The sequence below is a fragment of the Rhodococcus mengyinensis genome, from assembly GCF_048381435.1.
Lineage (GTDB): Bacteria > Actinomycetota > Actinomycetes > Mycobacteriales > Mycobacteriaceae > Rhodococcus_F > Rhodococcus_F opacus_D.
The window spans coordinates 23,360-44,190 of the sequence record NZ_JBLWIT010000121.1 but is presented as its reverse complement, the minus strand read 5'-3'; the positions used below and the strand labels follow the sequence as shown (position 1 = coordinate 44,190).

The 20,831-nt window shown below is 66.6% G+C and carries 21 protein-coding genes; 13 read left to right on the top strand and 8 right to left on the bottom strand.

The genetic code is table 11. From position 1 onward, the window contains the following. Positions 1 to 50 precede the first annotated feature (50 nt). Positions 51 to 455 carry a VOC family protein gene (locus tag ACNJ7E_RS27160; protein WP_418341413.1) on the top strand — a complete coding sequence of 135 codons (405 nt, stop codon included), beginning with the start codon at positions 51 to 53 and terminating at the stop codon, positions 453 to 455. Between the two features lie 3 nt (positions 456 to 458). Here the strand turns inward: ACNJ7E_RS27160 and ACNJ7E_RS27155 are convergent, their stop codons facing one another. The 3 genes from ACNJ7E_RS27155 to ACNJ7E_RS27145 all read right to left on the bottom strand — a co-directional run bounded on the left by ACNJ7E_RS27155 (position 459) and on the right by ACNJ7E_RS27145 (position 2,321). Next, positions 459 to 1,445, bottom strand: a complete 987-nt coding sequence (locus tag ACNJ7E_RS27155; protein ID WP_317567855.1) for a sigma-70 family RNA polymerase sigma factor — start codon at positions 1,443 to 1,445, stop codon at positions 459 to 461. Between the two features lie 61 nt (positions 1,446 to 1,506). Beyond that, a complete protein-coding gene (locus tag ACNJ7E_RS27150) occupies positions 1,507 to 2,007 on the bottom strand; it encodes an SRPBCC family protein (protein WP_061043870.1) in 501 nt (166 codons plus the stop codon). Next, complete coding sequence (locus ACNJ7E_RS27145; protein ID WP_005573288.1) at positions 2,004 to 2,321, bottom strand: ArsR/SmtB family transcription factor; 318 nt, start codon at positions 2,319 to 2,321, stop codon at positions 2,004 to 2,006. The genes ACNJ7E_RS27150 and ACNJ7E_RS27145 overlap by 4 nt, the downstream gene beginning before the upstream one ends. Before the next feature lie 192 nt (positions 2,322 to 2,513). Here ACNJ7E_RS27145 and ACNJ7E_RS27140 point away from each other — a divergent pair, with 192 nt between their 5' ends. Beyond that, positions 2,514 to 3,926, top strand: coding sequence for an alkaline phosphatase PhoX (locus tag ACNJ7E_RS27140; RefSeq protein WP_418341412.1), 1,413 nt, complete (start codon positions 2,514 to 2,516; stop codon positions 3,924 to 3,926). A 32-nt stretch (positions 3,927 to 3,958) separates the two neighbouring features. On the opposite strand, the gene ACNJ7E_RS27135 is transcribed toward ACNJ7E_RS27140, so the two are convergent. From ACNJ7E_RS27135 to ACNJ7E_RS27125, 3 genes are read right to left on the bottom strand one after another with little or no spacing between them, the layout of a single operon-like run. Then, a complete protein-coding gene (locus tag ACNJ7E_RS27135; protein WP_005238131.1) occupies positions 3,959 to 4,414 on the bottom strand; it encodes a GtrA family protein in 456 nt (151 codons plus the stop codon). A gap of 5 nt (positions 4,415 to 4,419) precedes the next feature. Continuing rightward, positions 4,420 to 6,363 (bottom strand): MDR family MFS transporter, encoded by a 1,944-nt coding sequence (locus ACNJ7E_RS27130; protein WP_280780767.1) that lies wholly within the window; start codon positions 6,361 to 6,363, stop codon positions 4,420 to 4,422. Then, positions 6,360 to 6,869 carry a MarR family winged helix-turn-helix transcriptional regulator gene (locus ACNJ7E_RS27125; RefSeq protein WP_016883656.1) on the bottom strand — a complete coding sequence of 170 codons (510 nt, stop codon included), beginning with the start codon at positions 6,867 to 6,869 and terminating at the stop codon, positions 6,360 to 6,362. Before ACNJ7E_RS27125 ends, ACNJ7E_RS27130 begins: the two co-directional genes overlap by 4 nt. A 117-nt stretch (positions 6,870 to 6,986) precedes the next feature. Here ACNJ7E_RS27125 and ACNJ7E_RS27120 point away from each other — a divergent pair, with 117 nt between their 5' ends. Together ACNJ7E_RS27120 and ACNJ7E_RS27115 are read left to right on the top strand one after the other, a co-directional pair. Next, the gene (locus tag ACNJ7E_RS27120; RefSeq protein ID WP_280780768.1) at positions 6,987 to 7,394 is read left to right on the top strand and encodes an ArsR/SmtB family transcription factor; all 408 of its coding nucleotides are present in this window, start codon (positions 6,987 to 6,989) and stop codon (positions 7,392 to 7,394) included. Beyond that, positions 7,391 to 8,404, top strand: coding sequence for a cation diffusion facilitator family transporter (locus ACNJ7E_RS27115; RefSeq protein WP_418341411.1), 1,014 nt, complete (start codon positions 7,391 to 7,393; stop codon positions 8,402 to 8,404). Before ACNJ7E_RS27120 ends, ACNJ7E_RS27115 begins: the two co-directional genes overlap by 4 nt. Before the next feature lie 7 nt (positions 8,405 to 8,411). On the opposite strand, the gene ACNJ7E_RS27110 is transcribed toward ACNJ7E_RS27115, so the two are convergent. After that, the gene (locus ACNJ7E_RS27110) at positions 8,412 to 9,245 is read right to left on the bottom strand and encodes a sulfurtransferase (protein WP_418341507.1); all 834 of its coding nucleotides are present in this window, start codon (positions 9,243 to 9,245) and stop codon (positions 8,412 to 8,414) included. A gap of 526 nt (positions 9,246 to 9,771) precedes the next feature. Between ACNJ7E_RS27110 and ACNJ7E_RS27105 the strand changes: the two genes are divergently transcribed. Genes ACNJ7E_RS27105 through ACNJ7E_RS27065 form a run of 9 tightly spaced genes read left to right on the top strand, consistent with a single transcriptional unit; the run spans position 9,772 to position 19,686 of the window. Then, entirely contained in the window at positions 9,772 to 11,295 is a 1,524-nt protein-coding gene (locus tag ACNJ7E_RS27105) for a sugar transferase (protein WP_418341506.1), read from the top strand. Next, positions 11,279 to 12,397, top strand: a complete 1,119-nt coding sequence (locus tag ACNJ7E_RS27100; protein WP_418341410.1) for a glycosyltransferase family 4 protein — start codon at positions 11,279 to 11,281, stop codon at positions 12,395 to 12,397. The genes ACNJ7E_RS27105 and ACNJ7E_RS27100 overlap by 17 nt, the downstream gene beginning before the upstream one ends. After that, positions 12,394 to 13,107, top strand: a complete 714-nt coding sequence (locus ACNJ7E_RS27095) for an acyltransferase (protein ID WP_418341409.1) — start codon at positions 12,394 to 12,396, stop codon at positions 13,105 to 13,107. The genes ACNJ7E_RS27100 and ACNJ7E_RS27095 overlap by 4 nt, the downstream gene beginning before the upstream one ends. Further along, positions 13,104 to 14,108, top strand: a complete 1,005-nt coding sequence (locus ACNJ7E_RS27090) for a glycosyltransferase (protein WP_418341408.1) — start codon at positions 13,104 to 13,106, stop codon at positions 14,106 to 14,108. The genes ACNJ7E_RS27095 and ACNJ7E_RS27090 overlap by 4 nt, the downstream gene beginning before the upstream one ends. Beyond that, the gene (locus ACNJ7E_RS27085) at positions 14,089 to 15,438 is read left to right on the top strand and encodes a hypothetical protein (protein ID WP_418341407.1); all 1,350 of its coding nucleotides are present in this window, start codon (positions 14,089 to 14,091) and stop codon (positions 15,436 to 15,438) included. The genes ACNJ7E_RS27090 and ACNJ7E_RS27085 overlap by 20 nt, the downstream gene beginning before the upstream one ends. Beyond that, positions 15,435 to 16,529, top strand: a complete 1,095-nt coding sequence (locus ACNJ7E_RS27080) for a polysaccharide pyruvyl transferase family protein (protein ID WP_418341406.1) — start codon at positions 15,435 to 15,437, stop codon at positions 16,527 to 16,529. Before ACNJ7E_RS27085 ends, ACNJ7E_RS27080 begins: the two co-directional genes overlap by 4 nt. Then, the gene (locus ACNJ7E_RS27075; protein ID WP_418341405.1) at positions 16,526 to 17,737 is read left to right on the top strand and encodes a Coenzyme F420 hydrogenase/dehydrogenase, beta subunit C-terminal domain; all 1,212 of its coding nucleotides are present in this window, start codon (positions 16,526 to 16,528) and stop codon (positions 17,735 to 17,737) included. Before ACNJ7E_RS27080 ends, ACNJ7E_RS27075 begins: the two co-directional genes overlap by 4 nt. A 21-nt stretch (positions 17,738 to 17,758) precedes the next feature. Beyond that, entirely contained in the window at positions 17,759 to 18,406 is a 648-nt protein-coding gene (locus ACNJ7E_RS27070) for an LbetaH domain-containing protein (protein WP_418341404.1), read from the top strand. Further along, positions 18,403 to 19,686, top strand: a complete 1,284-nt coding sequence (locus tag ACNJ7E_RS27065) for an oligosaccharide flippase family protein (RefSeq protein WP_418341403.1) — start codon at positions 18,403 to 18,405, stop codon at positions 19,684 to 19,686. The genes ACNJ7E_RS27070 and ACNJ7E_RS27065 overlap by 4 nt, the downstream gene beginning before the upstream one ends. Positions 19,687 to 19,699: 13 nt before the next feature. On the opposite strand, the gene ACNJ7E_RS27060 is transcribed toward ACNJ7E_RS27065, so the two are convergent. Next, positions 19,700 to 20,797 (bottom strand): glycosyltransferase, encoded by a 1,098-nt coding sequence (locus ACNJ7E_RS27060; RefSeq protein WP_418341402.1) that lies wholly within the window; start codon positions 20,795 to 20,797, stop codon positions 19,700 to 19,702. Positions 20,798 to 20,831 lie beyond the last annotated feature (34 nt).

The window sequence follows — 20,831 nt, the reverse complement described above, 5'->3', positions numbered from 1 at the left end:
TCTGTATCGATGACCTTCCGCACTGGGCGGAACCCGAGAAGGAGAATCACATGTCCCGGATGCTCTTCGTGAACCTGCCGATCAAGAACCTCGACGCGACCAAGACGTTCTTCGGCGGACTCGGCTTCGAGTTCAACACCACGTTCAGCGACGACTCCTGCACCGCCATGGTGATCAACGAGCACACGTCCGTGATGCTCCTCGTCGAGTCCCGGTTCACGGACTTCATCGAGGGCGGCATCTGCGACACCTCGAAGTCTGTCGAGGCCCTCATGTGTATCTCGGCCGAAAGTCGCGAGGAGGTCGACAGCCTCGTCGACAAGGCCCTCGCCTCCGGCGGGACGTCGTGGGGCAAGCTCCAGGACGAAGGCTTCATGTACGGGCGCGCGTTCCGCGACCTGGACGGTCACGTCTGGGAGGTCATGTGGATGGATCCGGCCGCCGTGCCGGCGTAGGGGTCAGGCGGGCGGCGGGGTCTCCGGTAGTCCGAACTTCTCGAACAGATCGACGTCGAAGAAGCAGACGACATGGGAGACCCCGTCAGCCGTGACGTCCAGGACGTGGAGCTGGAACGGACGGTGGACGCCGTCCTCTCCGCGCATGTACAGGCCGAGGGCCGGCTGTCCGTTGGCCGCCGTGGACACCAGACGCATGTCGCCCGCAGCCTTGGCCGGACAGTTTCCGCTGATCAGGGTGCCGATCGAGGCGCCCCCGCGATACCAGCCGTCGAACGGAGGCATCTCCCAGACGGCGTCCTTGGTGAACAGTTCGACGATCGCGTCGATGTCATAGTCCTCGAACGCGGCGACGTAGCGGTCGAGGAGGTCGCGCTCCTCGGGGGACTCCGGTTCCACGAGAGTGTCGGCCGTCGGCGTGGCCAGTTCGAGCTGCGCACGTGCACGCTGCAGCAGGCTGTTCACCGCTGTCGTGGTGGTACCGAGAGCCGTCGCGACCTCCGACGCCTTCCACTGCAACACGTCGCGGAGGACGAGGACCGCGCGCTGACGTGCAGGAAGATGCTGAAGGGCGGCGATGAACGCCAGCCGCACCGACTCGCGCGACGTCACCACGGTGGCGGGATCGTTCGCGTCGTCGTCGATGAGGCGGTTGGGGAGCGGTTCGAGCCACGGGACCTCGTGTCGCTCGACGAGGTCGGCGGTCGGGTCGGAGTCGGGAGCCCCCAGCCCGCTCGGCAGCGGACGCTTGGATTTGCTCTGCAGGGCCGTCAGGCACGTATTGGTGGCGATCTTGTACAGCCACGTCCGCAGCGACGCCTGCTGCTGGTAGCCGTCGTACCCCCGCCAGGCCCGGATGAAGGTCTCCTGCATCTGGTCTTCGGCGTCGTGAAGCGAGCCCATCATGCGATAACAATGGGCGAGCAACTCGCGCCGGTAAGGGTCGGCGAGTGCGAGGAAATCCCCGTCGAGCGACTGCGCAGCCGTCATGGTTGGAGCTTACTGCGGCCGTCCGACAGATGTCGGGCCCTCGCGCCCGCCGACCCGCGGGTCAGCCCCAGTTCACCATCGGCTGCCCCGTCTCGAGCAGGGTCTTCATTCCGCTCAGCACCTCGTTCCAGCCGCCGCCCGCGCCCTCGGACTCCCGCCTGCCCGCGACCATCTCGGCCAGGCCCGGTGCGTTGGTGAGGTCGTGTGTGACAGTCAGTTTCGCGACACCGGGGCGGCTCGACTGCACGATCTCGTAGGTGAGCGTGGTGAATCCCTCCACGTTGTCGGCGTCCATCAGCATCCGCCACGTCTGCACCAGCTTCTTCGGCGGATCGGACTCGATCACCTCGCCGTCGACGATCACGTCCGGCACGCCCGGGTACTCCTTCATCGCGTCGTCCGCGCGCGATCGGAACGCGCCGCCCGCGCGGAGGTCGTAGTCGACCAGACCACCGTAACCGTACTGCTGCGACCACTCGGGTTTGGTGATGGCGTCCCAGATGGCCTCCGGCGTCGCCTTGATGTAGACCGCGTAGATCTGGAATGCGTCGGCGGTAGTCATTTCTCTTCCTCCAGTTCGGCTTTCAGCTGAGCGAGCGCACTGGTGTGACGCTCGGTGTATTTGTCGATCCACCGGTTGTGGATCAGCTGTATCGGCACAGGATTGAGGTAGTGAAGTTTTTCCCGGCCGGAGCGGCGCGTGACGACGAGCCCCGCGTCTTCGAGCACACGCAGATGCTTCATGACCCCGAATCGCGTCATCTCGACCTGCGACTCGAGTTCGGTGAGCGTCTGACCATCCTGGGCGAACAATCGGTCGAGTATCAGGCGGCGGGTGGAATCGGCCAGCGCCTTGAAGACGTGATCGTCGTCCATGAATCGAGAATAGGTGACCATTTGGTCACATGTCAACGCCCGTGAGTACTTATTAACCGCCGGCGGTTAACAAGTACTCACAGGGGAAGTTCTCGCCCGGTTCACGCGCCCGCCACGGTGCGTCCACGAACCAGGGCAGTCCGGTCCCTACCGTCCGAGGGTCCCGGTTCGTCACCATGGAGGTTTCAGACAGTGTCCACTGCACCACTCAACCGCCGCGGGTTCCTCGGTCGCACCGCGCTCACCGGCCTCGGTGTGGCACTCGCCGGAAGCGTCGACGCCCTCGTCCTGCCGGCGTTCGCGTCCGCGGCGCCGGGACAGGCGATCGGCTACGGACCGCTCGTGCCCGACCCGAACCGCATTCTCTCGCTCCCGGTGGGTTTTTCGTACACCGTCGTCTCCCGGTCGGGTGAGACGCAGTTGGACGGTGGTGTACCGGTGCCGAGCGATCCCGACGCCATCGGGGTGTTCGCGCGACCCGGCGGTTCCACACTCGTCACCAATCACGAGATCGGCAGCGACGAACCGTTCGGCGTGCCCGCTCTCGACGGATTGACGTACGACACGGGCGCGCGCGGCGGTACGACCACGACCGCGGTCGGCGCCGATGGCGCACGGCAGGGCCAGTACGTCAGCGTCGCGGGCACCGTGAACAACTGCGCGGGCGGCATCACCCCGTGGGGGACGTGGTTGACCTGCGAGGAGACGGAGGCTCGCGCGGGGGAGGACGGGTTCCTGCTCGACCACGGCTACGTCTTCGAGGTGGACCCGGCGAGTCAGGACGCGAACAGGGGCAAAAGTCCTGTGCCGCTGAAGTTCCTCGGCCGGTATGCGCACGAGGCCGTGGCGGTGGATCCGGCGTCGAGCACCATCTATCTCACGGAGGATGCGTCCGGGCCGAACGGCCTGTACTACCGGTGGACGCCGCCGCAGGGTTTCCGGGGCGGGCCGAACGCGCTGCGCGAACTCGCGCAGTCTCCGGGCGGCGACGCCGCGGGTGCTCTCCAGGCGATGGCGTGCTTCCAGGGCGGAACGCACGTCCCCGACCTGTCGCAGGCCACCGAGCCGGGAACCGTGTACGCCGTGCAGTGGGTGGGTGTGCCGGACCGTGACGCGACGAGCACGCCGGTGCGTGAGCAGTTCGGGAACGACGTCGTCACCCGGAGCCGCAAGCTGGAGGGACAGTGGTGGGGCGACGGCGGCGCCTACTTCGTCGCGAGCTACGCGCGGACCAGCGACGGCAGCGTCGCCGAGCACGACGGCCAGGTGTGGTTCTACGACCCGGCGAAGCAGACCGTCACGCTGAAGACCCTGTTCGGCGTCAATCCCGATCCCGCGGTCGACACCGGAAACTACGACGGGCCCGACAACATCACCGTCTCGCCGTACGGCGGCGTGATCCTCGCCGAGGACGGCGAAGGGATCAGCCACCTCGTGGGCGTCACGGCGGAGGGTGAGCCGTTCGCGATGGCGCGGAACGAGTTGAACGACAGCGAATTCTGCGGTCCGGCATTCAGTGCGGACGGGAAGATCCTGTTCGCGAACATCCAGTCGCCGGGGCTGACACTGGCGATCACGGGTCCGTGGCACCGTCCCCTGCCGTGAGTACTTGTTAACCACGGGCGGTTAACAAGTACTCACGGGCCGGAGGCATAGACCCAACCACGGAGTGCGAGGAACCGCAGCCCGCCGACGACGGCGCTGACGGCGATGACGAGCGCGACCTGCGCCGGACCGTCGGCGCCGGGGAAGAGCATGTGCAGGAGGGCGAGCGCGAGTGAGCTGACGGCCAGGCCGATCAGCGCGAGGGTTCCGCCCTCCCACTGTGCGACGAACCAGCGGACGCGGTCCACGGCACGGAAGGTGAGCCGCCGGTGGAGTTCGTTGGCCAGCATCGAACTGGTCACCACGCCGACGAGGTTGGCGACGAACGACCCGTACATGTCGAGGGTGAAGAACGCGAGAGCGTAGAGCACGTTGCTCGAGGTGCCCACCAGCGTGAACCGGGTCAATTGAGCGAACACGCCGCCGGCCCGCCCACGTAGAGGGGGATACGTGGGCGGGCCGACGGCGTCGTGGAACTGAACGATCATCTCATTCAGCGGATGAGGGCACCGTTGCCGGTGTCCGTCACGTGGCCGCCGCCGAGGACGCCGGCCACTTGCTCTTCGCTCAGTCCCAGCTCGCGCAGGCGATCCCAGACCGCGTCGAATTCGACGAGCTTGGCGTTGAGATCGTTGCGCAGGCGGTTGACCTCGTCGCGGATCTTCTCCGCTTCGTCGATCGCTTCCAGCGTCTGCTCCGGCTGGGGCAGAAGCATGGACAGGAGACGGTCCCGGGCGTCGGCGCTCAACCCCGCGAAGGGCTGACGCTGATCGGCGGGGGCCTCGTGCCTGCCGCCGCGGACGTCGGACGACTGGATCGGCGCCGTGTCGGGCTCGAGTGCGTACTCCGGAACGGGGGCGTACTCGGGTTCCTGGATGGGCTCCTGCTCGCTCGACAGGTCGATGGTGCGACGCAGCGGGCGGTTGGGCAGCAGGATGACGGCGATCAGGGTGATGACGGCGACGACGGCGGCGATCAGGAAGATCCGGCCGGTCGCGTCTCCGTATGCGGCGCGGATGACACCCTGCACGGGGGCGGGCATGGACGTCAGGTCCAGGCTTCCGCCGCCGCTGCTCGACCCGGCGGGGATGCCGAGTTTCGCGAAACCGTCGGCCGACAGGTCGGCGACGCGGGTGGCCAGCACCGAACCGAGAACCGAGACGCCGATCGCGCCACCGAAGGTCCGGAAGAAGGCAACCGAGCTGGATGCCGCACCGATGTTCTGGACGCTGACGGTGTTCTGCACCGCGAGGACCAGGTTCTGCATCAGCATGCCCATGCCGAGACCGATGATCGCGATGTACGCGCCGACGAGGGTCAGGCTGGTCTCGTGATCGATGGTGCCGAGCAATCCGAAGCCGACGATCATGAGGACGGCGCCGCCGACGACGAACGGCTTCCACTTGCCGAAGCGGGTGATGAGCTGTCCGGATCCGACCGTGCCGAGGAGCATGCCGGCGACCATCGGGATCGTGAGCACTCCGGCCATCGTGGGGGTGTAGCCACGCGAGGTCTGGAAGTACTGGCCGAGGAACGTGGTGGAACCGAACATTCCGACACCGACGGCGACGGACGCGATAATGGCGAGTCCGGTGGTCTTCTCCGTGACGATCTTGAGCGGGATGATCGGCGACTTGGCCTTGGCTTCGACGAGGATCGTCGCGGCCAGCAGGAGCACACCGGATCCGACGTACATGACCGTTTCACGGGAGAACCACTCGTAGTAGCCGGCCTTGCCGGCGAACGAGACCCAGATCAGCAGGATGGACACACCGGCGGTCAGCAGCAGGGCGCCGAGCCAGTCGATGGAGACGTCGTCCTTCTTCTCGGTCGCGAGGTGCAGGGTGCGCTGCAGCAGGAACAGTGCGATGACGGCGAGCGGCACGCACACGAAGAAGCACCAGCGCCAGCCGAGGGGGCTGTCGACGATGACGCCGCCGAGGATCGGGCCACCCGACATCGACACGGCCATGACGGCACCCATGTAGCCGGAGTAGCGGCCGCGCTCACGGGGAGCGACGATCGTGCCGATGATGGCGACGACGAGAGCCGTCAGGCCACCCATGCCGATGCCCTGGATGACGCGTGCGGCGAGCAGGATCGGCACGTTGTGTGCGAAGCCGGCGATCACCGAACCGATGACGAAGATGACGATCGCGCTCTGGACGAGGACCTTCTTGTTGAACAGGTCGGCGAGCTTGCCCCAGATGGGTGTCGAGGCGGCGTTGGCGAGCAGCGCGCTGGTGATGACCCAGGCGTACGCGGTCTGCGTGCCCTTCAGGTCACCGATGATCGTGGGGAGAGCGGTGGCGACGATCGTGCTGCTCAGCAGCGCGGTGAACAGCGCGGCGAGCAGGCCCGTGAGGGCTTCGAGGATTTGGCGGTGCGTCATGGCCGTCGTTTCTTCAACCGGCGGCCGAGTCTGTGTTTCGGTCATACGCTTTGTGTTCCAATCGGGTTCGAGCTCGTAACGATCCGGTGTTCTGGATCGAAGAGTGTTTCCTTCAGGTGCCGGATGGATTCGAGGGCAATCGCTGCCTCGGTTTCGTTCCAGCCGGTCATCAACTTCTGCATTCGTGCCGCTCGCTGTGTTCTCACGTGCTTGACGTACGCCATTCCCTCCGGCGACACGCGTATTCGGAATGCGCGTCCGTCGGCGGGATCCGAGTGGCGGGTGACGTAGCCGACGTCCACCAGATCGGTGATCTGGCGACTGAGTGAGGACTGGCTGACACACAGTTCGGTGGCGAGTTCGTTCTGCCGGCATTCCCCCCGAGCCGCGAGGACGAGGAGGACCCCCGTCAACGCGCGCGGGATGTGACCGTCGCCTTCCGACACCAGGGCGTCGCGAAGCACGCGGCCGAAGAGGAAGACCTCGTCGATGAGCGCTTCGGTGGTGCCGAGAGATACGGACGGCACGGTAGGCACTGACGAGACGGACATGGCAACCCCTGAAGGACGACTTACTTGATGCAAGCAACTATATACATCGTTAGCGCAAGCAAGTAAGTCGATTCGGTGTCTGATGCATCACAAAACAAAGTGACCTATTATCTGCGTATGAATGCAGATAAGCGCGCTTGTCGGCGCCGACTCGACGAAGACCAGGTCGGGCTGGTGGTCGAGGTCTTCCGCATGCTCGCCGACGCCACCCGGGTGCAGGTGCTCTGGCAACTGGTGGGAGGCGAGCTGTCGGTGAACGAGTTGGCCGAACGGGTGGGGAAGCCGGCACCGTCCGTCTCGCAACATCTCGCGAAGCTCCGGATGGCGCGGCTGGTGCGCACGCGGAGGGAGGGAACGTCCATCTACTACAGCGTCGCCAACGAGCACGTGCAGCAGTTGGTCACCGACGCCGTGTTCAATGCCGAGCACGCGGGCCCCGGCATCCCGGGACATCACCGCGCCACCGGCGATCTGCAGGTGATCCACGACGACGCGGACCTCGCCGCGGAGGGAGACGGCTCGTGAACGGCCACGGACATTCCCATGGGCACGGCCACGGCCACGGAGATTCGGGTGGCGTCCGCGGGGCGATCCGCGAGATCTTCGCCCCGCACAGCCACGACTCCGCGGACAGCGTCGACGACGCGCTCGAGGCGAGCGAGATCGGGATCCGGGCGGTCAAGATCAGCCTGGTGGTGCTGGGAGTCACCGCCCTCGCTCAGGTGATCGTGGTGGCGCTGTCCGGGTCCGTCGCGCTCGCCGCCGACACCGTGCACAACTTCTCCGACGCGCTGACAGCGATTCCGCTGTGGATCGCGTTCGCCCTCGGACGGCGGGCGGCCACCCGGCGATTCACCTACGGCTACGGCCGGGCCGAAGACCTGGCTGGGTTGTTCGTCGTGGTGATGATCGCGTTGTCCGCGGTCGTCGCGGGTGTGGAGGCGACCCGCCGCCTCCTCGATCCGGTGCCCATCGACCACCTCGGGTGGGTGGCCCTCGCCGGTGTCATCGGATTCGCCGGCAACGAGTGGGTGGCGCTGTACCGCATCCGGGTCGGGAGGCGGATCGGCTCCGCCGCGCTCGTCGCCGACGGGTTGCACGCACGGACCGACGGATTCACCTCCCTCGCCGTGGTACTGGGCGCCGGCGGTGTCGCGGTCGGGATTCCGCTCTCCGACCCGGTGGTGGGCCTGGTCATCACGGCCGCGATCCTGCTCGTGCTGCGGACCGCGGCACGCGACGTGTTCCGGCGGCTGATGGACGGCGTCGACCCGGAACTCGTCGACACCGCCGAACGGGCCCTCGCCGCCGAACCGGGGGTGGTCGGGGTGCGCAGCGTCAAGATGCGGTGGATCGGGCACCACCTGCATGCCGACGCCGAACTCGACGTCGACCCTTCGACCAGCCTGCGCGACGCGCACCGCGTGGCGCACACCGCCGAACACACACTCACCCACGCGGTTCCGAAGCTGAGTACCGCCCTCATCCACGCCTATCCGGCGCACGACGCGGAGACGGCCGGTCAGACGGCGTGACTCGCCGTCACCGCGGGTCGGGGCCGGTGGCGACCGGCCGCCCGGGATCGGATGACCACTGCGACCAGGACCCCGGATACAGGGCGGCGTCGACGCCGGCGAGCGCCAGCGCCGCAACCTGGTGGGCCGCCGTCACACCCGATCCGCAGTACACGCCGACGGGACGTCCGGGCTCGACGCCGACCGCGGCGAATCGTTCGCGCAGCACCTCGGCAGGCGCGAACCGTCCGTCGGGCCCGAGATTCTCGGACGTCGGGGCGCTGCGGGCACCGGGAATGTGCCCGGCGCGGGGATCGATGGGTTCGGTCGCGCCCGAATACCGCTCGGCGGCACGGGCATCGAGAAGGTGGCCGTGGTCGGCGAATTCGGCGGCCTCGTCCGCGGTCAGCGTCGGCAGGTGGCCCGCAGTGAGAACGACGTCACCGGGCAGTGGTGGGCGCTCGTCGCCGGATCGGACGGGATGGCCCGCCGACGTCCACGCGCCGAGACCGCCATCGAGCATCGTCACGTCGGCAACTCCGGCCCAGCGCAGCAGCCACCATGCCCGCGCGGCGGCAAGGTTCCCGGTGGCGTCGTAGACCACGACAGGGCTGCCGGCCCGGACACCCCACCGGCGCGCGGCGTCCTGGAGGTCCGTCACCGTCGGCAGGGGATGCCTGCCCAGTTCCGGGGCTCCCGGGGCGGCCAGTTCGGTCTCCAGGTCGACGAACACGGCACCGGGAATGTGCGCGTCGAGGTAATGCTGCCTGCCTTCGGTGTCGCCGAGCGCCCACCGCACGTCGAGAAGGACCGGCGGAGCGGCGCTGTTCAGCGATTCCGCCAACTCGTCGATCGTCACCACAGTGCTCATCGCACCACTGTCGCACAACGCAGGTTCGGTGTGCCGGGCTGCTGCTCGCGGCCGCGGTGCCCGGGCTGGCCGACTCCGTCGAGCCCAGAGCTGCGGCGTGTCGGTCAAGTTGTCGAATAGGCGCAAATGGGACGGTCGTGCCTGACGCTACAGGGGAACACGGCGACACGTCTGGCGAACGGAATTCGTCCAACGGTGACGAAACCGCGCGGGGAAGTGGATTGGTACGCAGTGATATCGCGCGATGAGGGTACCGTAATGATCCGAAAACTGGATGTGGCGCTGGTTTCTCGTGCGAGATCGGAGCGCGAGGTCGGCTCATTCGCTGATTCACCGTGAGGTGGCTCGTGGATCAGAAGTTGTTGCTACTCGCGGGTATTCGCGCGGGCGTGGTGAAGATCGCCACAGAGTGAGCAGGAGACTGTCCGGTCTGCAATCATCATCACGGCAACAACACCATATGAACACCACATGCAAGTTCCGAATCCCGAGAGCTTGATCCGGAGGCGAAGCAATGATGGCGTCCAGTTCGACCGTTCGTAGCACGGTGGACGCACATGCCTCGAACCCGGGCCCCCACGTGGTCGGGGATGCACACGTCGCCGTCCGCCGTCGCTGGCAGACCGCCTACATTCGGCGCCTCGCGGTCACCGATGCTCTGGTCGTGACGGCCGCAGTCGCCACGGCACAGTGGTGGAGATTCGGCGGCTCCGACGCCCTGGTTCACTCGCAGTCCCTCGACAACGTCAGCTACACACTCATTTCCATAGCGCTGATCGCGATGTGGCTGGGAATGCTTACCGTGTTCCACGCCCGCTCACCACGGGTGATCGGCAGCGGACCGGAGGAGTACCGGCGGATCGCGACAGCCACCATGCGCCTGTTCGGGATCATCGCCATCGCAGCGCTACTCGCCCGGCTCGATCTCGCCCGCCTCTACCTTGCGATCGCGCTCCCCACTGGCTTGGTGGGACTGCTGGTCAGCCGGTGGATGTGGCGCCGGGTGGTGTCGTACAAGCGGGCGCACGGTCACTTCCGGACGTCCGTTCTCGCTGTTGGTGCCCACCATTCGGTGCGCAGCCTCGCCGAGTCCTTCGATCGCGGTACCGCGGACGGTTTTCTCGTGGTGGGAGCATGTATTCCGGGTCATCCCCGTCGATTCGACGAGCACATCATGGTGAGCGGCCGGGCCATCCCGGTGCTGGGTAGTGAAAACGATGTGGTGGAAGCGTTGCGTGAATCCGGCGCAGACACAGTAGCGGTCACGGCCACCGAGCATCTCGGGCATCACGGACTGCGGCAGATGGTGTGGGATCTCGAGAACCACGAGGTCGATCTCGTCGTCGCGCCGGGAATGATGGACGTGTCGGGGCCACGCCTCGAGATTCGGCCGGTGGCCGGTCTGCCGCTGATCCACGTCGAGAAGCCGAGCTACCACGGTGCGAGCAAGTTCGGGAAGACGTCGTTCGACATCGCCTTCGCCCTGTTCGCGCTCGTCCTGGTCACACCGGTGATGCTCGCTGCAGCGCTGGCGGTCAAGCTGACCAGCAGGGGGCCGGTGCTCTACCGGTCCGAACGAATGGGCCTCGACGGGAAGCCGTTCCAGATGCTGAAGTTTCGCTCGATGGTGCAGAACGCCGACACGCAGGTGGCGTCGCTCATGGACCGCAACGAGGGTGCCGGGGTGCTGTTCAAATTGCGTGAGGATCCCCGCGTGACGCGTGTCGGACGAGTGCTCCGCCGGTTCAGCATCGACGAACTGCCGCAGTTCATCAACGTGCTGCGACGGGAGATGAGTATTGTCGGTCCGCGTCCTCCGCTGCACCGGGAAGTGGAGGCGTACGACGGCGACGTTCACCGCCGGCTTCTGGTCAAACCGGGTGTCACCGGCCTGTGGCAGGTAAGTGGCCGTTCGGACCTGTCGTGGGAGGAATCGGTGCGGCTCGACTTGTCGTACGTGGAGAATTGGTCGATGGTGGGCGACATGCTGATCATTGCGAAGACCCTGAGGGCTGTGGTGGCGAGTGACGGCGCGTACTGACATGCGGGTGTTGCTCGACGGGTACTGGTGGGTCGACGGACCGCCCTCCGGCCGACTGGTCCTTCGGGAGGCCATCGGTCAGTGGGCGCAGTCCTATCCGGGAGACGAGCTGTTTCTCGCCGTCCCCGCCGGCGGGGTCGACTCCGCGAGAGCGACTGTCCCGGACGGAGTCCGCGTCGTACCCACTCGCTCGAGAGTGCATCCCCTGATCAACAGCGTGGAACTGCCGTTTGTCGCGCGCAGGATCGGCAACGTCGATGCGGTGCTGGCGCAGAACTTCTCCCCGGTGGGCTCGCCGTCCGTCGTGTACGTCCACGACGTGTTGTTCCAGTCCAACCCGGAATGGTTCACGCGGGTCGAACGCGCATACCTTTCCCTCATTCCGAGGCTCGCCCGCCGCGCGGGTTCGGTCGTCACGTCCTCCGGGGCGGAACGGGTGCGGATCCGTTCCCACAACCCGGAAATCGGGCGGGTCGCAACCTCCGGACTCGGCGTGGCCCGCGGACTGCTCTCTGCCGAGCCGGTGGCACCGCCCGTCGTCTCGACCGGCGCCGAATTCGTTCTCACGGTGGGACGACTCAATGTGCGCAAGAACGTCCAGCGGATCATCGACGCGGGCGTGGGCTCGGGGCTGATAACCCCGGAGTACCCCTTGGTCGTGGTCGGTGAGGCCTCCGGAAAGAACGCACCGATTCCTGCGTCCACTCACGCCGCCGTCGACGACGGCAGCGTGATCTTCACCGGGCGCCTGTCCGACGGCGAACTGCGGTGGCTCTACGAGAATTGTGACTACTTCTGCTGCCTGTCGCTGGGCGAAGGGTTCGGGCTCCCACCCGTGGAGGCGCGTGCCTTCGGCGCCCGTGTCCTCGTCAGCGACCTCGATGTGTTCCGCGAAACACTCGGAGCAGGCGCCACTTACGTCGATCCACTCGACGTGGAGCGGATCGCGGCCGCCATGGCGGCGCTCACGAAGGCTGAACCGGGGCATCCGCGACGGACTGGTTCCTGGGAATCGGCAGACAACGACTGGCCGGAAGTGATTCGAGTGCTGCGTGAAGAACTGCGTCATGTCTCCCACTCGATCGACGGTGTGACGCGGTGACGGTGAACCTGCTCGGCAACGCGTACCTGCACCTGCGCGGCCGGGAACTTCCGGCGGACGTACCCGCGACCGTCGTGGCAGGATTCGCGCTGCGCAAGGGAATCGAGGCGGCACGCGGTCTGGTGCTGGGGGCACGCTATGCGGGTGCGTCCACCCTGCATTTCCGTGGACGGCGCGTGACGGTGACGGGTGCAGCGTTCCTCCGGGTAGGCAAGGGCGTCTGCCTCGGTGACGACGTCCGGGTCGAGGCATTTTCCCGGAACGGAATCGAACTCGGTGACAACGTCACGGTGGGCCGAGGTGCGACCATCGCGGCATCAGGGGTGATCGCGAATCCCGGGACCGGGGTCGTGATCGGCGATCGGACTGCTGTGGGTATGTACAACACCCTCTGGGGTCAGGGCGGCGTCGTGATCGGACGTGACTGCCTCCTGGGCCCGAACGTGGTGATCGTCAGCGAGAACCATGAGTATTCCGACGAGAACACGCCCATTCGACTTCAAGGTGAACAGAGACTGCCCGTGACGGTCGGCGACGACTGCTGGCTCGGAGCAGGGGTGGTCGTCGTCGCCGGGGTCACCATCGGTGACGGTTCGGTTGTCGGCGCGGGGTCCGTGGTGACCGGTGACCTCCCTCCGGGGAGTGTGGCCGTCGGTTCACCTGCCAGGATAGTCGGGAGCAGGCGCCAAAAGGGCGGTAAAACGGCATGAGTGAGGAACGCAGGGCTCGCGTCTCGGTGCTGGTGGTCACGTACAACAGCGCGGGCGTGATCGGCCGGTGCCTCCAACCGCTTGCCGACGAACCCGACATCGAGGTCGTCGTCCTCGACAACGACTCGCACGACGCCACTCTCGACACGGTAAACCGCGTCGCGCCCCGTGCGCGGGTCGTCCGTAGTTCCGAGAATCTGGGGTTCGCGCGCGGAGTGAACGCGGCCGCGGCGCAGGCGTGTGGTGAGCACCTGCTGCTGCTCAACCCCGATGCCCGCATCGACCCCGCCGACGTGCGCGCACTGAGCCGGGTTCTCGACGACGGAGCAGGCATCGCGGCCCCCGTCCTGGAGAAGCCGGGCGATCGCCTCACCATCCGGGAGGGCGGCCGCCGTCCGGACCTGTGGCGCGTCTTCTGCCACTACTACGGCTTGTCGCGACTGTCCTCGACGTCGGGGGCTCTCGAGGGTCTCTACCTTCTGAAGCGGAATTCGTTCGTCAGCAGGGACGTCGACTGGGTTTCCGGGGCCTGTCTGATGACACACGCCGTGCTGTGGCGCGATCTGGGCGGCCTGACCACTCGCTGGTTCATGTATGCGGAGGATCTCGAATACTGCCTCCGTGTCCAGGATGCGGGCCACCGGATCGTCATGTCCGCCGAGGCGTCGGGTGAGCACACGATCGGCGAGAGCTCGGCGCCGTCGGGTGACCGCAGGCCGAACTCGGCGTGGGTTGTCAATCTGTACGACCTGTACAAGTGGAGGATCTCTCGTTCGCGCATCCAGAATCTGTCGTGGAAGTTCGCGGTGAGCGGCGGTTTGCTCGCTCGGTCGGCTGCGTATCGCGTACGCGCCGTGCAGGACCGGCCCCGGCGGCAGTCCTGGCTGGAGGAGTCCCGAAAGTTCTCCTGGTATGCGCGGGACCTCCTGCGGGTGCCGTCGAACCCGCCGAAGGACACAGAAAGCGGGGAGGTGATCGATCGTGAGCACGCCAATAAGTGACGCGGTGAACCGGTTGTCACCGTCCACCTGCTTCGTCCCCGGGGTTCTCGTCCTCGCGTTGCTTCTACCGTCCCTGCTGGGAGTCACCGTCACGCTCGCGGTACTCGCCGGCATCGCGATCTCGGTTCTGTGCAGCCGTCATCCGAGGATCGCGCTGACGCTGTGGCTCCTGGTCGTGTGCTTCGTCCCGTTCTGGTTCGGCGCCACCGACCCCTTCTATCTGTCTCCGACCGCTCTCATGTCGCTGCTGGTTCTCGGGGCGATGCTGCTCTTCAACCGGTGGGAGCCCAACAAGATCGACGTGTGCATCCTCGTCTTCTTCGCGTGCTGCGCGATTCTCGTCGTCGTCGGCTGGGCTCGTCCCGGCGACGTGACGAGCGCGTTGTCGCAGTGGTTGCTGTCGTTCCTGGTGGGGCGGCTGCTGGTTCAGCGCGTGGGCACCGACTTCACCTATCGCGTCATCGCGGTTCTCTTCACGGTCGTGGCGGTCTGTGCGGTGGCGGAATTCGTCCTGCGCTGGAACCCGTACTACGAACTGACGAATGCGACCGTGCAGTACCGGCTGTGGGGGCATTCCCAGTTGCGCGGAGGAATCATCCGCTCGGAGTGGGCGTTCGGGCACTCCATCGCACTCGCCAATTCGGTCGCACTCGCGATCCCGATCGTGTTCGCCACGACCTTCCGGACGCGCGTCAAGGTCGTGTGTATCGCGCTGATGCTGGCGGCGGCGGTGGTGTCGTTCAGTCGTTCGGGCATGATCAGTGCCGCCTTCGCCGTGTTCCTGACACTGTTCTTCATGAAGGGCAGAAGCGATTCGAGGAGCGGGATGCTCGTGCTCGCGGGCGGTGTCGTGGGTGCGGCGCTGGCGAGTCCCTGGATCGTCGGCATCTTCGAACAGGCGGGTTCGGAGGCGGAGGACAGCGCCCAGTATCGATCGAAACTGAACGGCCTGATCCCGACGATGAATCCGATGGGAATCGCGAACGGGTACCTCGAATCGGACGGGGTTCCCTACTTCAGCGGGTTCAAATCGATCGACAGCACGTTCGTGCTGCTGGGTCTGAGTTTCGGCCTCTTCGTCGCGGCGGCGGCGATCCTCGGCACGGTGTGGCTCGCGGTCCGTGTGATCAGCCGAACCGCGACGCCGCCGATGATCGGCGTGGCAGCCGTCGTGCCTGCTCTCTTCACGGTCGCACTGATCACCCAGTTCGGTGCGCTGCTGTGGTTCTTCGTCGGAATGGTTTCTCTCACCGGTGCGAGACGGAGAGAATCGGAACCGCACCGCTTCCGCCACGATCGACAATCTCAACTGACAGGGGCGGCCGCATGACGAAGGTACTCGTGTTGTGGGCCGATACCAGATCGGCCAATTTCGGTGTTCAGGTGCTGGCTCGAGGCCTGGCAGAACTCGCGACCCGGGCGTGGGGCCCTGACACCGTCGTCGACTTCCAGAACTACATGCCCGGCGACTCTCCCGTCTCGTTCACCACCCGGTCGATCGCGCGAGACCTCGGCAGGCGGAACGGTCCGATCAAGACGAAACTCCGCGAATACGACGTCATTCTCGATTCGGGGGCAGGAGACAGCTTCACCGACATCTACGGCCTCAAGCGCCACGCTTTCATGGTGTACGCCAGCAGGTCGGCCGCGAAACTGGGGATTCCCCTCGCGATGGGGCCGCAGACGATAGGGCCGTTCACCACTGCAGCCGGACGACGCGGCGGGAAGTACTGCCTCGACCGAGCTTCGGTCGTGCAGTCCCGCGACGACGTCAGTGCCGAGTACTCGGCGACGTTGGGTCGGCCCGTCGATGCGCGCGCGACGGACGTCGTATTCGCACTGCCGCGCACCGAGGTCCCGAAGTCGCGGGACGTGGTGGTCAACGTGTCGGGTCTGCTGTGGTTCTCGGATCGGCACGGCGACTCCGCCGGTTACCGCAACTCCGTCCGCTCCCTGCTCGGCGAGTTGCGCTCGGCAGGACGGCAGGTCAGCCTGCTCGCACACGTCGTGGACGCCGTCAGCGTCGACGACGACGTGGCGGCCGTCCGGGAACTCGAGGCCGAGTTCCGTTCCGGAATGGAGGTCGTCGTTCCGCGCACCCTCGACGAAGTCAGGACCACGGTGGGTTCGGCGGAGTGGGTCGTCGGCGCCCGGATGCACGCGTGCCTGAACGCGCTGTCGATGGGCACACCAGCCATTCCGTGGGCGTACTCGCGCAAATTCGCCCCCCTGATGTCCGACCTCGGCTGGGATCTGAGTGTCGACCTCGCGCTGGAGCAGAACCCGGGCGAGGTGACAGCCCACGTCATCACGACGAGAAAAGGGGCCGACGTCGGCAACCAGTTGAAGGGGGTCCACGACCTCGCCGAGGAACGCCTGCATGCCGCGGTCGCATCTCTGCAATCGGTAGGGGCGCCGTGACCCGCACCCTCGAAGACGCGGTCCGCCGCGTCGTCGTGAACGGAAACTGCACCGGTTGCGGCGGATGCACGCTCGTGTCCTCCCGCATCGAAATGCAGCTGGACACGGAAGGGTACATGCGCCCGTCCTTCACCACGGCCGGGGGCGAACCCGACGCCGATCGCGAAGAACGCGCACTGTTCGAGGCCACGTGTCCCGGCAGGCGGGTACGCGCACCCGAACAGTCCGGTGCCACCGCACATGCCGTTTTCGGCAGCCACGTCTCGGTGTGGAAGTCGTGGGCCATCGATGACGATGTCCGTGAATCAGGTAGCAGCGGGGGAGTTCTCACTGCACTTGCTGCGTGGCTGGTAGAGACGGGACGGACGCGGTCGGTCATCGGCAGCAGCCCCGGGGCGAGTCCGACTCGCAGTGTGCCGATCCAGATCGTCTCCAAGGATCAGGCGTTGCGGGCGGCGGGATCCCGCTACGCACCGGTCAGCAACCTGCCGCTCCTGGCATCCGCGGCGGCCGGCAACGCGCTCATCGGCAAACCCTGCGAAGCGACAGCCGCGCGGCAATACTTCGACGCGATCGGCGCGCCGCAGGCGGACCATCCGATCCTTCTCTCGTTCTTCTGCGCCGGTACCCCCAGCCAGCAGGCGACAGACACCCTTGTCGAGGAACTGGGATTCACCACCGACGTGGTCACCGCACTGCGTTACCGCGGCAACGGCTGGCCGGGAACGTTCGCCGTTCACTCGGAATCGGATGTACGGGAACTGTCGTACGACGAGTCGTGGGGGCAGCATCTGGGACGTCGGCTCCAATGGCGGTGCAAGCTCTGTGTCGACGGAACCGGGGGGCACGCCGACATCGCAGTCGGCGACTACTGGCGGTGCGACGAGCGCGGCTATCCGGTCTTCGACGATGCGGACGGTGTGTCCGTCGCGATTGCCCGAACCCGGCGCGGTCACAAGTTGCTGCTCGAGGCCGAGCGCTGCGGGATACTGCACCTCGAGGAGATCGACATCGACAGCGTCCTGCCCGTGCAACCACTACAGGTCGGGCGCAAACAGACTCTGGCGGGCAGGTTGCTCGGCCGGATAGCGGGTGGTCGGCGAGTTCCCCGGTACGCAGGGTACGGTCTGCTCGCACTCGCAGCCCGTAACCCTGTCGCGGCGCTGCGCTCGGCGGCCGGCACGTTCGTCCGCACCATTTCGGGTTGAGCCGGACAGGGGTTCGAGTAGATGGGTGGATCGACGGTGCCGACGGAGATGCAGCAGCGCTGGTGTGGCCGGCTCGTGGCCCGACACTTCGCCACGCTGCCCCTGAAGCGACGGTTTCTCGCGCTCGTCACGCGCAGTGAAGGCGGACAGTTCACCTCACTCTCCCTCCGTGCAATCCTCGACAGGCATTACGGCGTGCGCGTGGGAAACTATTCCTACGGGTCGTTGCTCGAACCCGGTATGGCAGACAGAGACACCGTCATCGGGTCGTATGTGTCCATCGGCCCCAACGTGCGCAGGCTCGGCGCCGCGCACCCCGTCGACTCCCTGAGCATGCACCCGTTCTGGTACAACCCCGCACTCGGACTGGTTCCACCCGAGGCCGACGTGGAGCGGACCGGGTGCGAGATCGGGCACGAATCGTGGATCGGCGCCAACGTGACGATTCTGCCGGGATGCCGGCGAATCGGGATCGGAGCCGTAGTCGGTGCGGGTGCCGTGGTCACCAGGGATGTGCCCGACTTCGCCGTCGTGGTGGGCACTCCCGCGCGGCAGATCGCCGAGCGCCTGACGGACGATCAGCGTCGGCGACTGCTCGATTCCCGACCCTGGGAACTCGGCCCGGTAGAGTGCCGGGCAGCCCTGGACAGCCTCGGAGGCGTCCGATGACGGCATCCGCCAGACTCCGCACCCTCGTGGTCGCGGATTCCCCGGTGCAACTGGTGGTCGGGAACCTCGGGGCCGCCGCGCTCTCACTCCTCAGCGCACCGATCGTCGCGCGTGCGATCGGTCCAGACGGCAGAGGCGAGACGGCGGCGGCGATCGCCCTCTTCTTCATCGTGCCTATCGTCCTCGCCTTCGGAATGCCACTCGAGGTGCGGAGGATGGCGGCGACGACGGACGGCAAGGCGGCACTGCGCAGCGCCCGAGTCCTCTGCGCTCTCAGCGTGTTCCTGGCGGTGCCCGTCGCGATCGTCGCCTGGCTGACTCTGTTTGCCGATTTCGAGGACTCGGCGCGGACCGTGGCCGCTGTGGGTCTGGCTCTCAGTCCTCTGGTCATGAGCTGGATGTGCGACAGCAGCGTCCTGGTGGCGCACCTTCGCTACCGGGCTGTCCTCGTCGTGAGAATTGCCTACCCGGCGATCTACGTCTCGCTCGTGCTGGTGTGGTGGATCCTCGGACTCGCCACGACTGCAACCGTTCTGGCAGCGAACATCGCGGGAACGGTGGGAACCTTCGTCGTGGCACTGGTGTTGACGAGGACGTCCGTCCGGGGTGCGTATCACCCGCTTGGCTCGCTGAGCAGAGGGGCGATGCGATACGCGGGCAGCGCCGTCGCCGAATCCGCGTCGAGCCGGCTCGACCAGGTGCTCGTCCTACCGCTGCTCGGCGCCGCGCAGGCCGGCATGTATTCCGTCGCGGTGACCGTCGCGGCCGTCCCACTCGCCCTGGGGCAGGCGCTGGGGGCGTCGTTCTTTCCGCTCGTGGCCCGCGCCGAGGGGGCGGAGCGGACGAAGCTGAAGGCCGAGGCTGCGAGGGTCGGTGTCGCCCTTGCTTTGCTGAGCACCCCCGTTGTCGCGGTCGCGTCCTACGTCGGGATCCCGATCGTATTCGGCGACGCCTTCGAGCCGGCGGTTCGAGTGGCCGTGGTGAGCGTGATCGGTGGCGGTGCCATGCTGGCGGCCTACGTGTGCTCGATGGCCCTCGCCGCCGAAGGAAGAGGCGTGCGCATGACGATCGCGCAGATCATTGCTCTGGTCGCGGGCATCGCACTTCTGTACCTGCTGGGGCCGCCGTTCGGCGCGGTGGGTGCCGCGGCGGCATCGTCGGTGTCCTACCTGATCCTGTTTGCATTCCTTCTGGTGTCGCTGAACGTGCCGATCGGAGATCTGCGGGTGCGGACTTCGGATTTCACGGAATCGGTGGCGCGTCTGCTGCGCCGAGCCTGACCGACTCGCCCCCTCACCGGGCGAGGTCGAGCAGGGCCTCGTGATATGCCGAGCACACACCTTCCCAGGTGTAGTCGGTGGCCTGTCGCGCAAGCGTTCCGGAGCTCAGCGTGTTCTGCAGTGCACGATCCGACAGCACTTCCGCCATCCCCCGCGCGATGGAGTCGCTGTCCGGCTCGACGAATCGTGCGGCGGTGCCGAGCACCTCGCGGTTGAAGACGGTGTCGCGGGCCACTGTGGGGGCCCCGCAGGCCATTGCCTGGACCAGCGCGGGGTTGGTACCGCCCACACTGTGTCCGTGGAAGTAGGCGCCCGCGTGCTGCCACAGGGCGAACAATTTGTCGTCGTCACTTACGTGGCCCAGCCAGTGAATGCGTTCGGACCCCGCGGCGAGCTGTGCCGCCCTGGCGTCGAACTCACCTCCATATCCCGAGGATCCGACGATGACGACGTCCCATTCGTCGCTCAGACGCTGGGCGGCCGAGAAGAACTCGCCGACCGTGTTCTCCGGAACGAACCGAGCGACCATCAGTGCATACGACCGGGAACCGAAACCCTCGACCGGGTCGAGTTCCGGCGGGACGGTGCCGCCGTAGGGGATGAACAGCCCGTCGCGCCGGAACTGCTCGGACCACCGGCGTTCGAGTTCCTTCGAGTCGTAGACGAGCCGGTCGCCCAGCCTGGCGGTGAGATGGGCGCCGCCCTTGAACACCGACTTCGCCAGCCCACCCCATTTGGCGCGTTCCCATTCGATGCCGTCCACGTTGATCAGGGTGGGTATCCCGCGTGCCTTCAGGAGCGGGAGCCAGTACCCATTGGCCACGTTCATGATCAACGCGACATCGGGACGGCGACGCGACGCGTGCGCGGCCGCAGTGAGGCCGTAGGAGAGCGTACTGAGTGACTTCGATTCCACGCCGCGCGTGACGACGGCGTCGATCCGCGGATCGGCCTGGGGATCGTCCGTGCGGGTGGAGTCCGCTCTGCCGTAGACGGTCACGGACCACCCGTGTTCGGCGAGATACGGCGCCAACTGGCGGACGAGTGTCTCGAAACCGCCGTAGTAGCTGGGGTAACCGCGGGTTCCGAGAATGGCAACCGACTTCTTCATGAGTCCTCTTCGACAGGTGGAGGTGGGAACGGCA

Coding starts and splice junctions, on each gene's coding strand:
- ACNJ7E_RS27080 (WP_418341406.1), top strand. CDS start 15,435: ATGACGAAGGTACTCGTGTTGTGGGCCGATACCAGATCGGCCAATTTC.
- ACNJ7E_RS27145 (WP_005573288.1), bottom strand. CDS start 2,321: ATGGACGACGATCACGTCTTCAAGGCGCTGGCCGATTCCACCCGCCGC.
- ACNJ7E_RS27135 (WP_005238131.1), bottom strand. CDS start 4,414: ATGATCGTTCAGTTCCACGACGCCGTCGGCCCGCCCACGTATCCCCCT.
- ACNJ7E_RS27155 (WP_317567855.1), bottom strand. CDS start 1,445: ATGACGGCTGCGCAGTCGCTCGACGGGGATTTCCTCGCACTCGCCGAC.
- ACNJ7E_RS27125 (WP_016883656.1), bottom strand. CDS start 6,869: ATGTCCGTCTCGTCAGTGCCTACCGTGCCGTCCGTATCTCTCGGCACC.
- ACNJ7E_RS27070 (WP_418341404.1), top strand. CDS start 17,759: ATGGGTGGATCGACGGTGCCGACGGAGATGCAGCAGCGCTGGTGTGGC.
- ACNJ7E_RS27060 (WP_418341402.1), bottom strand. CDS start 20,797: ATGAAGAAGTCGGTTGCCATTCTCGGAACCCGCGGTTACCCCAGCTAC.
- ACNJ7E_RS27105 (WP_418341506.1), top strand. CDS start 9,772: ATGGCGTCCAGTTCGACCGTTCGTAGCACGGTGGACGCACATGCCTCG.
- ACNJ7E_RS27120 (WP_280780768.1), top strand. CDS start 6,987: ATGAATGCAGATAAGCGCGCTTGTCGGCGCCGACTCGACGAAGACCAG.
- ACNJ7E_RS27150 (WP_061043870.1), bottom strand. CDS start 2,007: ATGACTACCGCCGACGCATTCCAGATCTACGCGGTCTACATCAAGGCG.
- ACNJ7E_RS27065 (WP_418341403.1), top strand. CDS start 18,403: ATGACGGCATCCGCCAGACTCCGCACCCTCGTGGTCGCGGATTCCCCG.
- ACNJ7E_RS27090 (WP_418341408.1), top strand. CDS start 13,104: ATGAGTGAGGAACGCAGGGCTCGCGTCTCGGTGCTGGTGGTCACGTAC.
- ACNJ7E_RS27130 (WP_280780767.1), bottom strand. CDS start 6,363: ATGACCGAAACACAGACTCGGCCGCCGGTTGAAGAAACGACGGCCATG.
- ACNJ7E_RS27160 (WP_418341413.1), top strand. CDS start 51: ATGTCCCGGATGCTCTTCGTGAACCTGCCGATCAAGAACCTCGACGCG.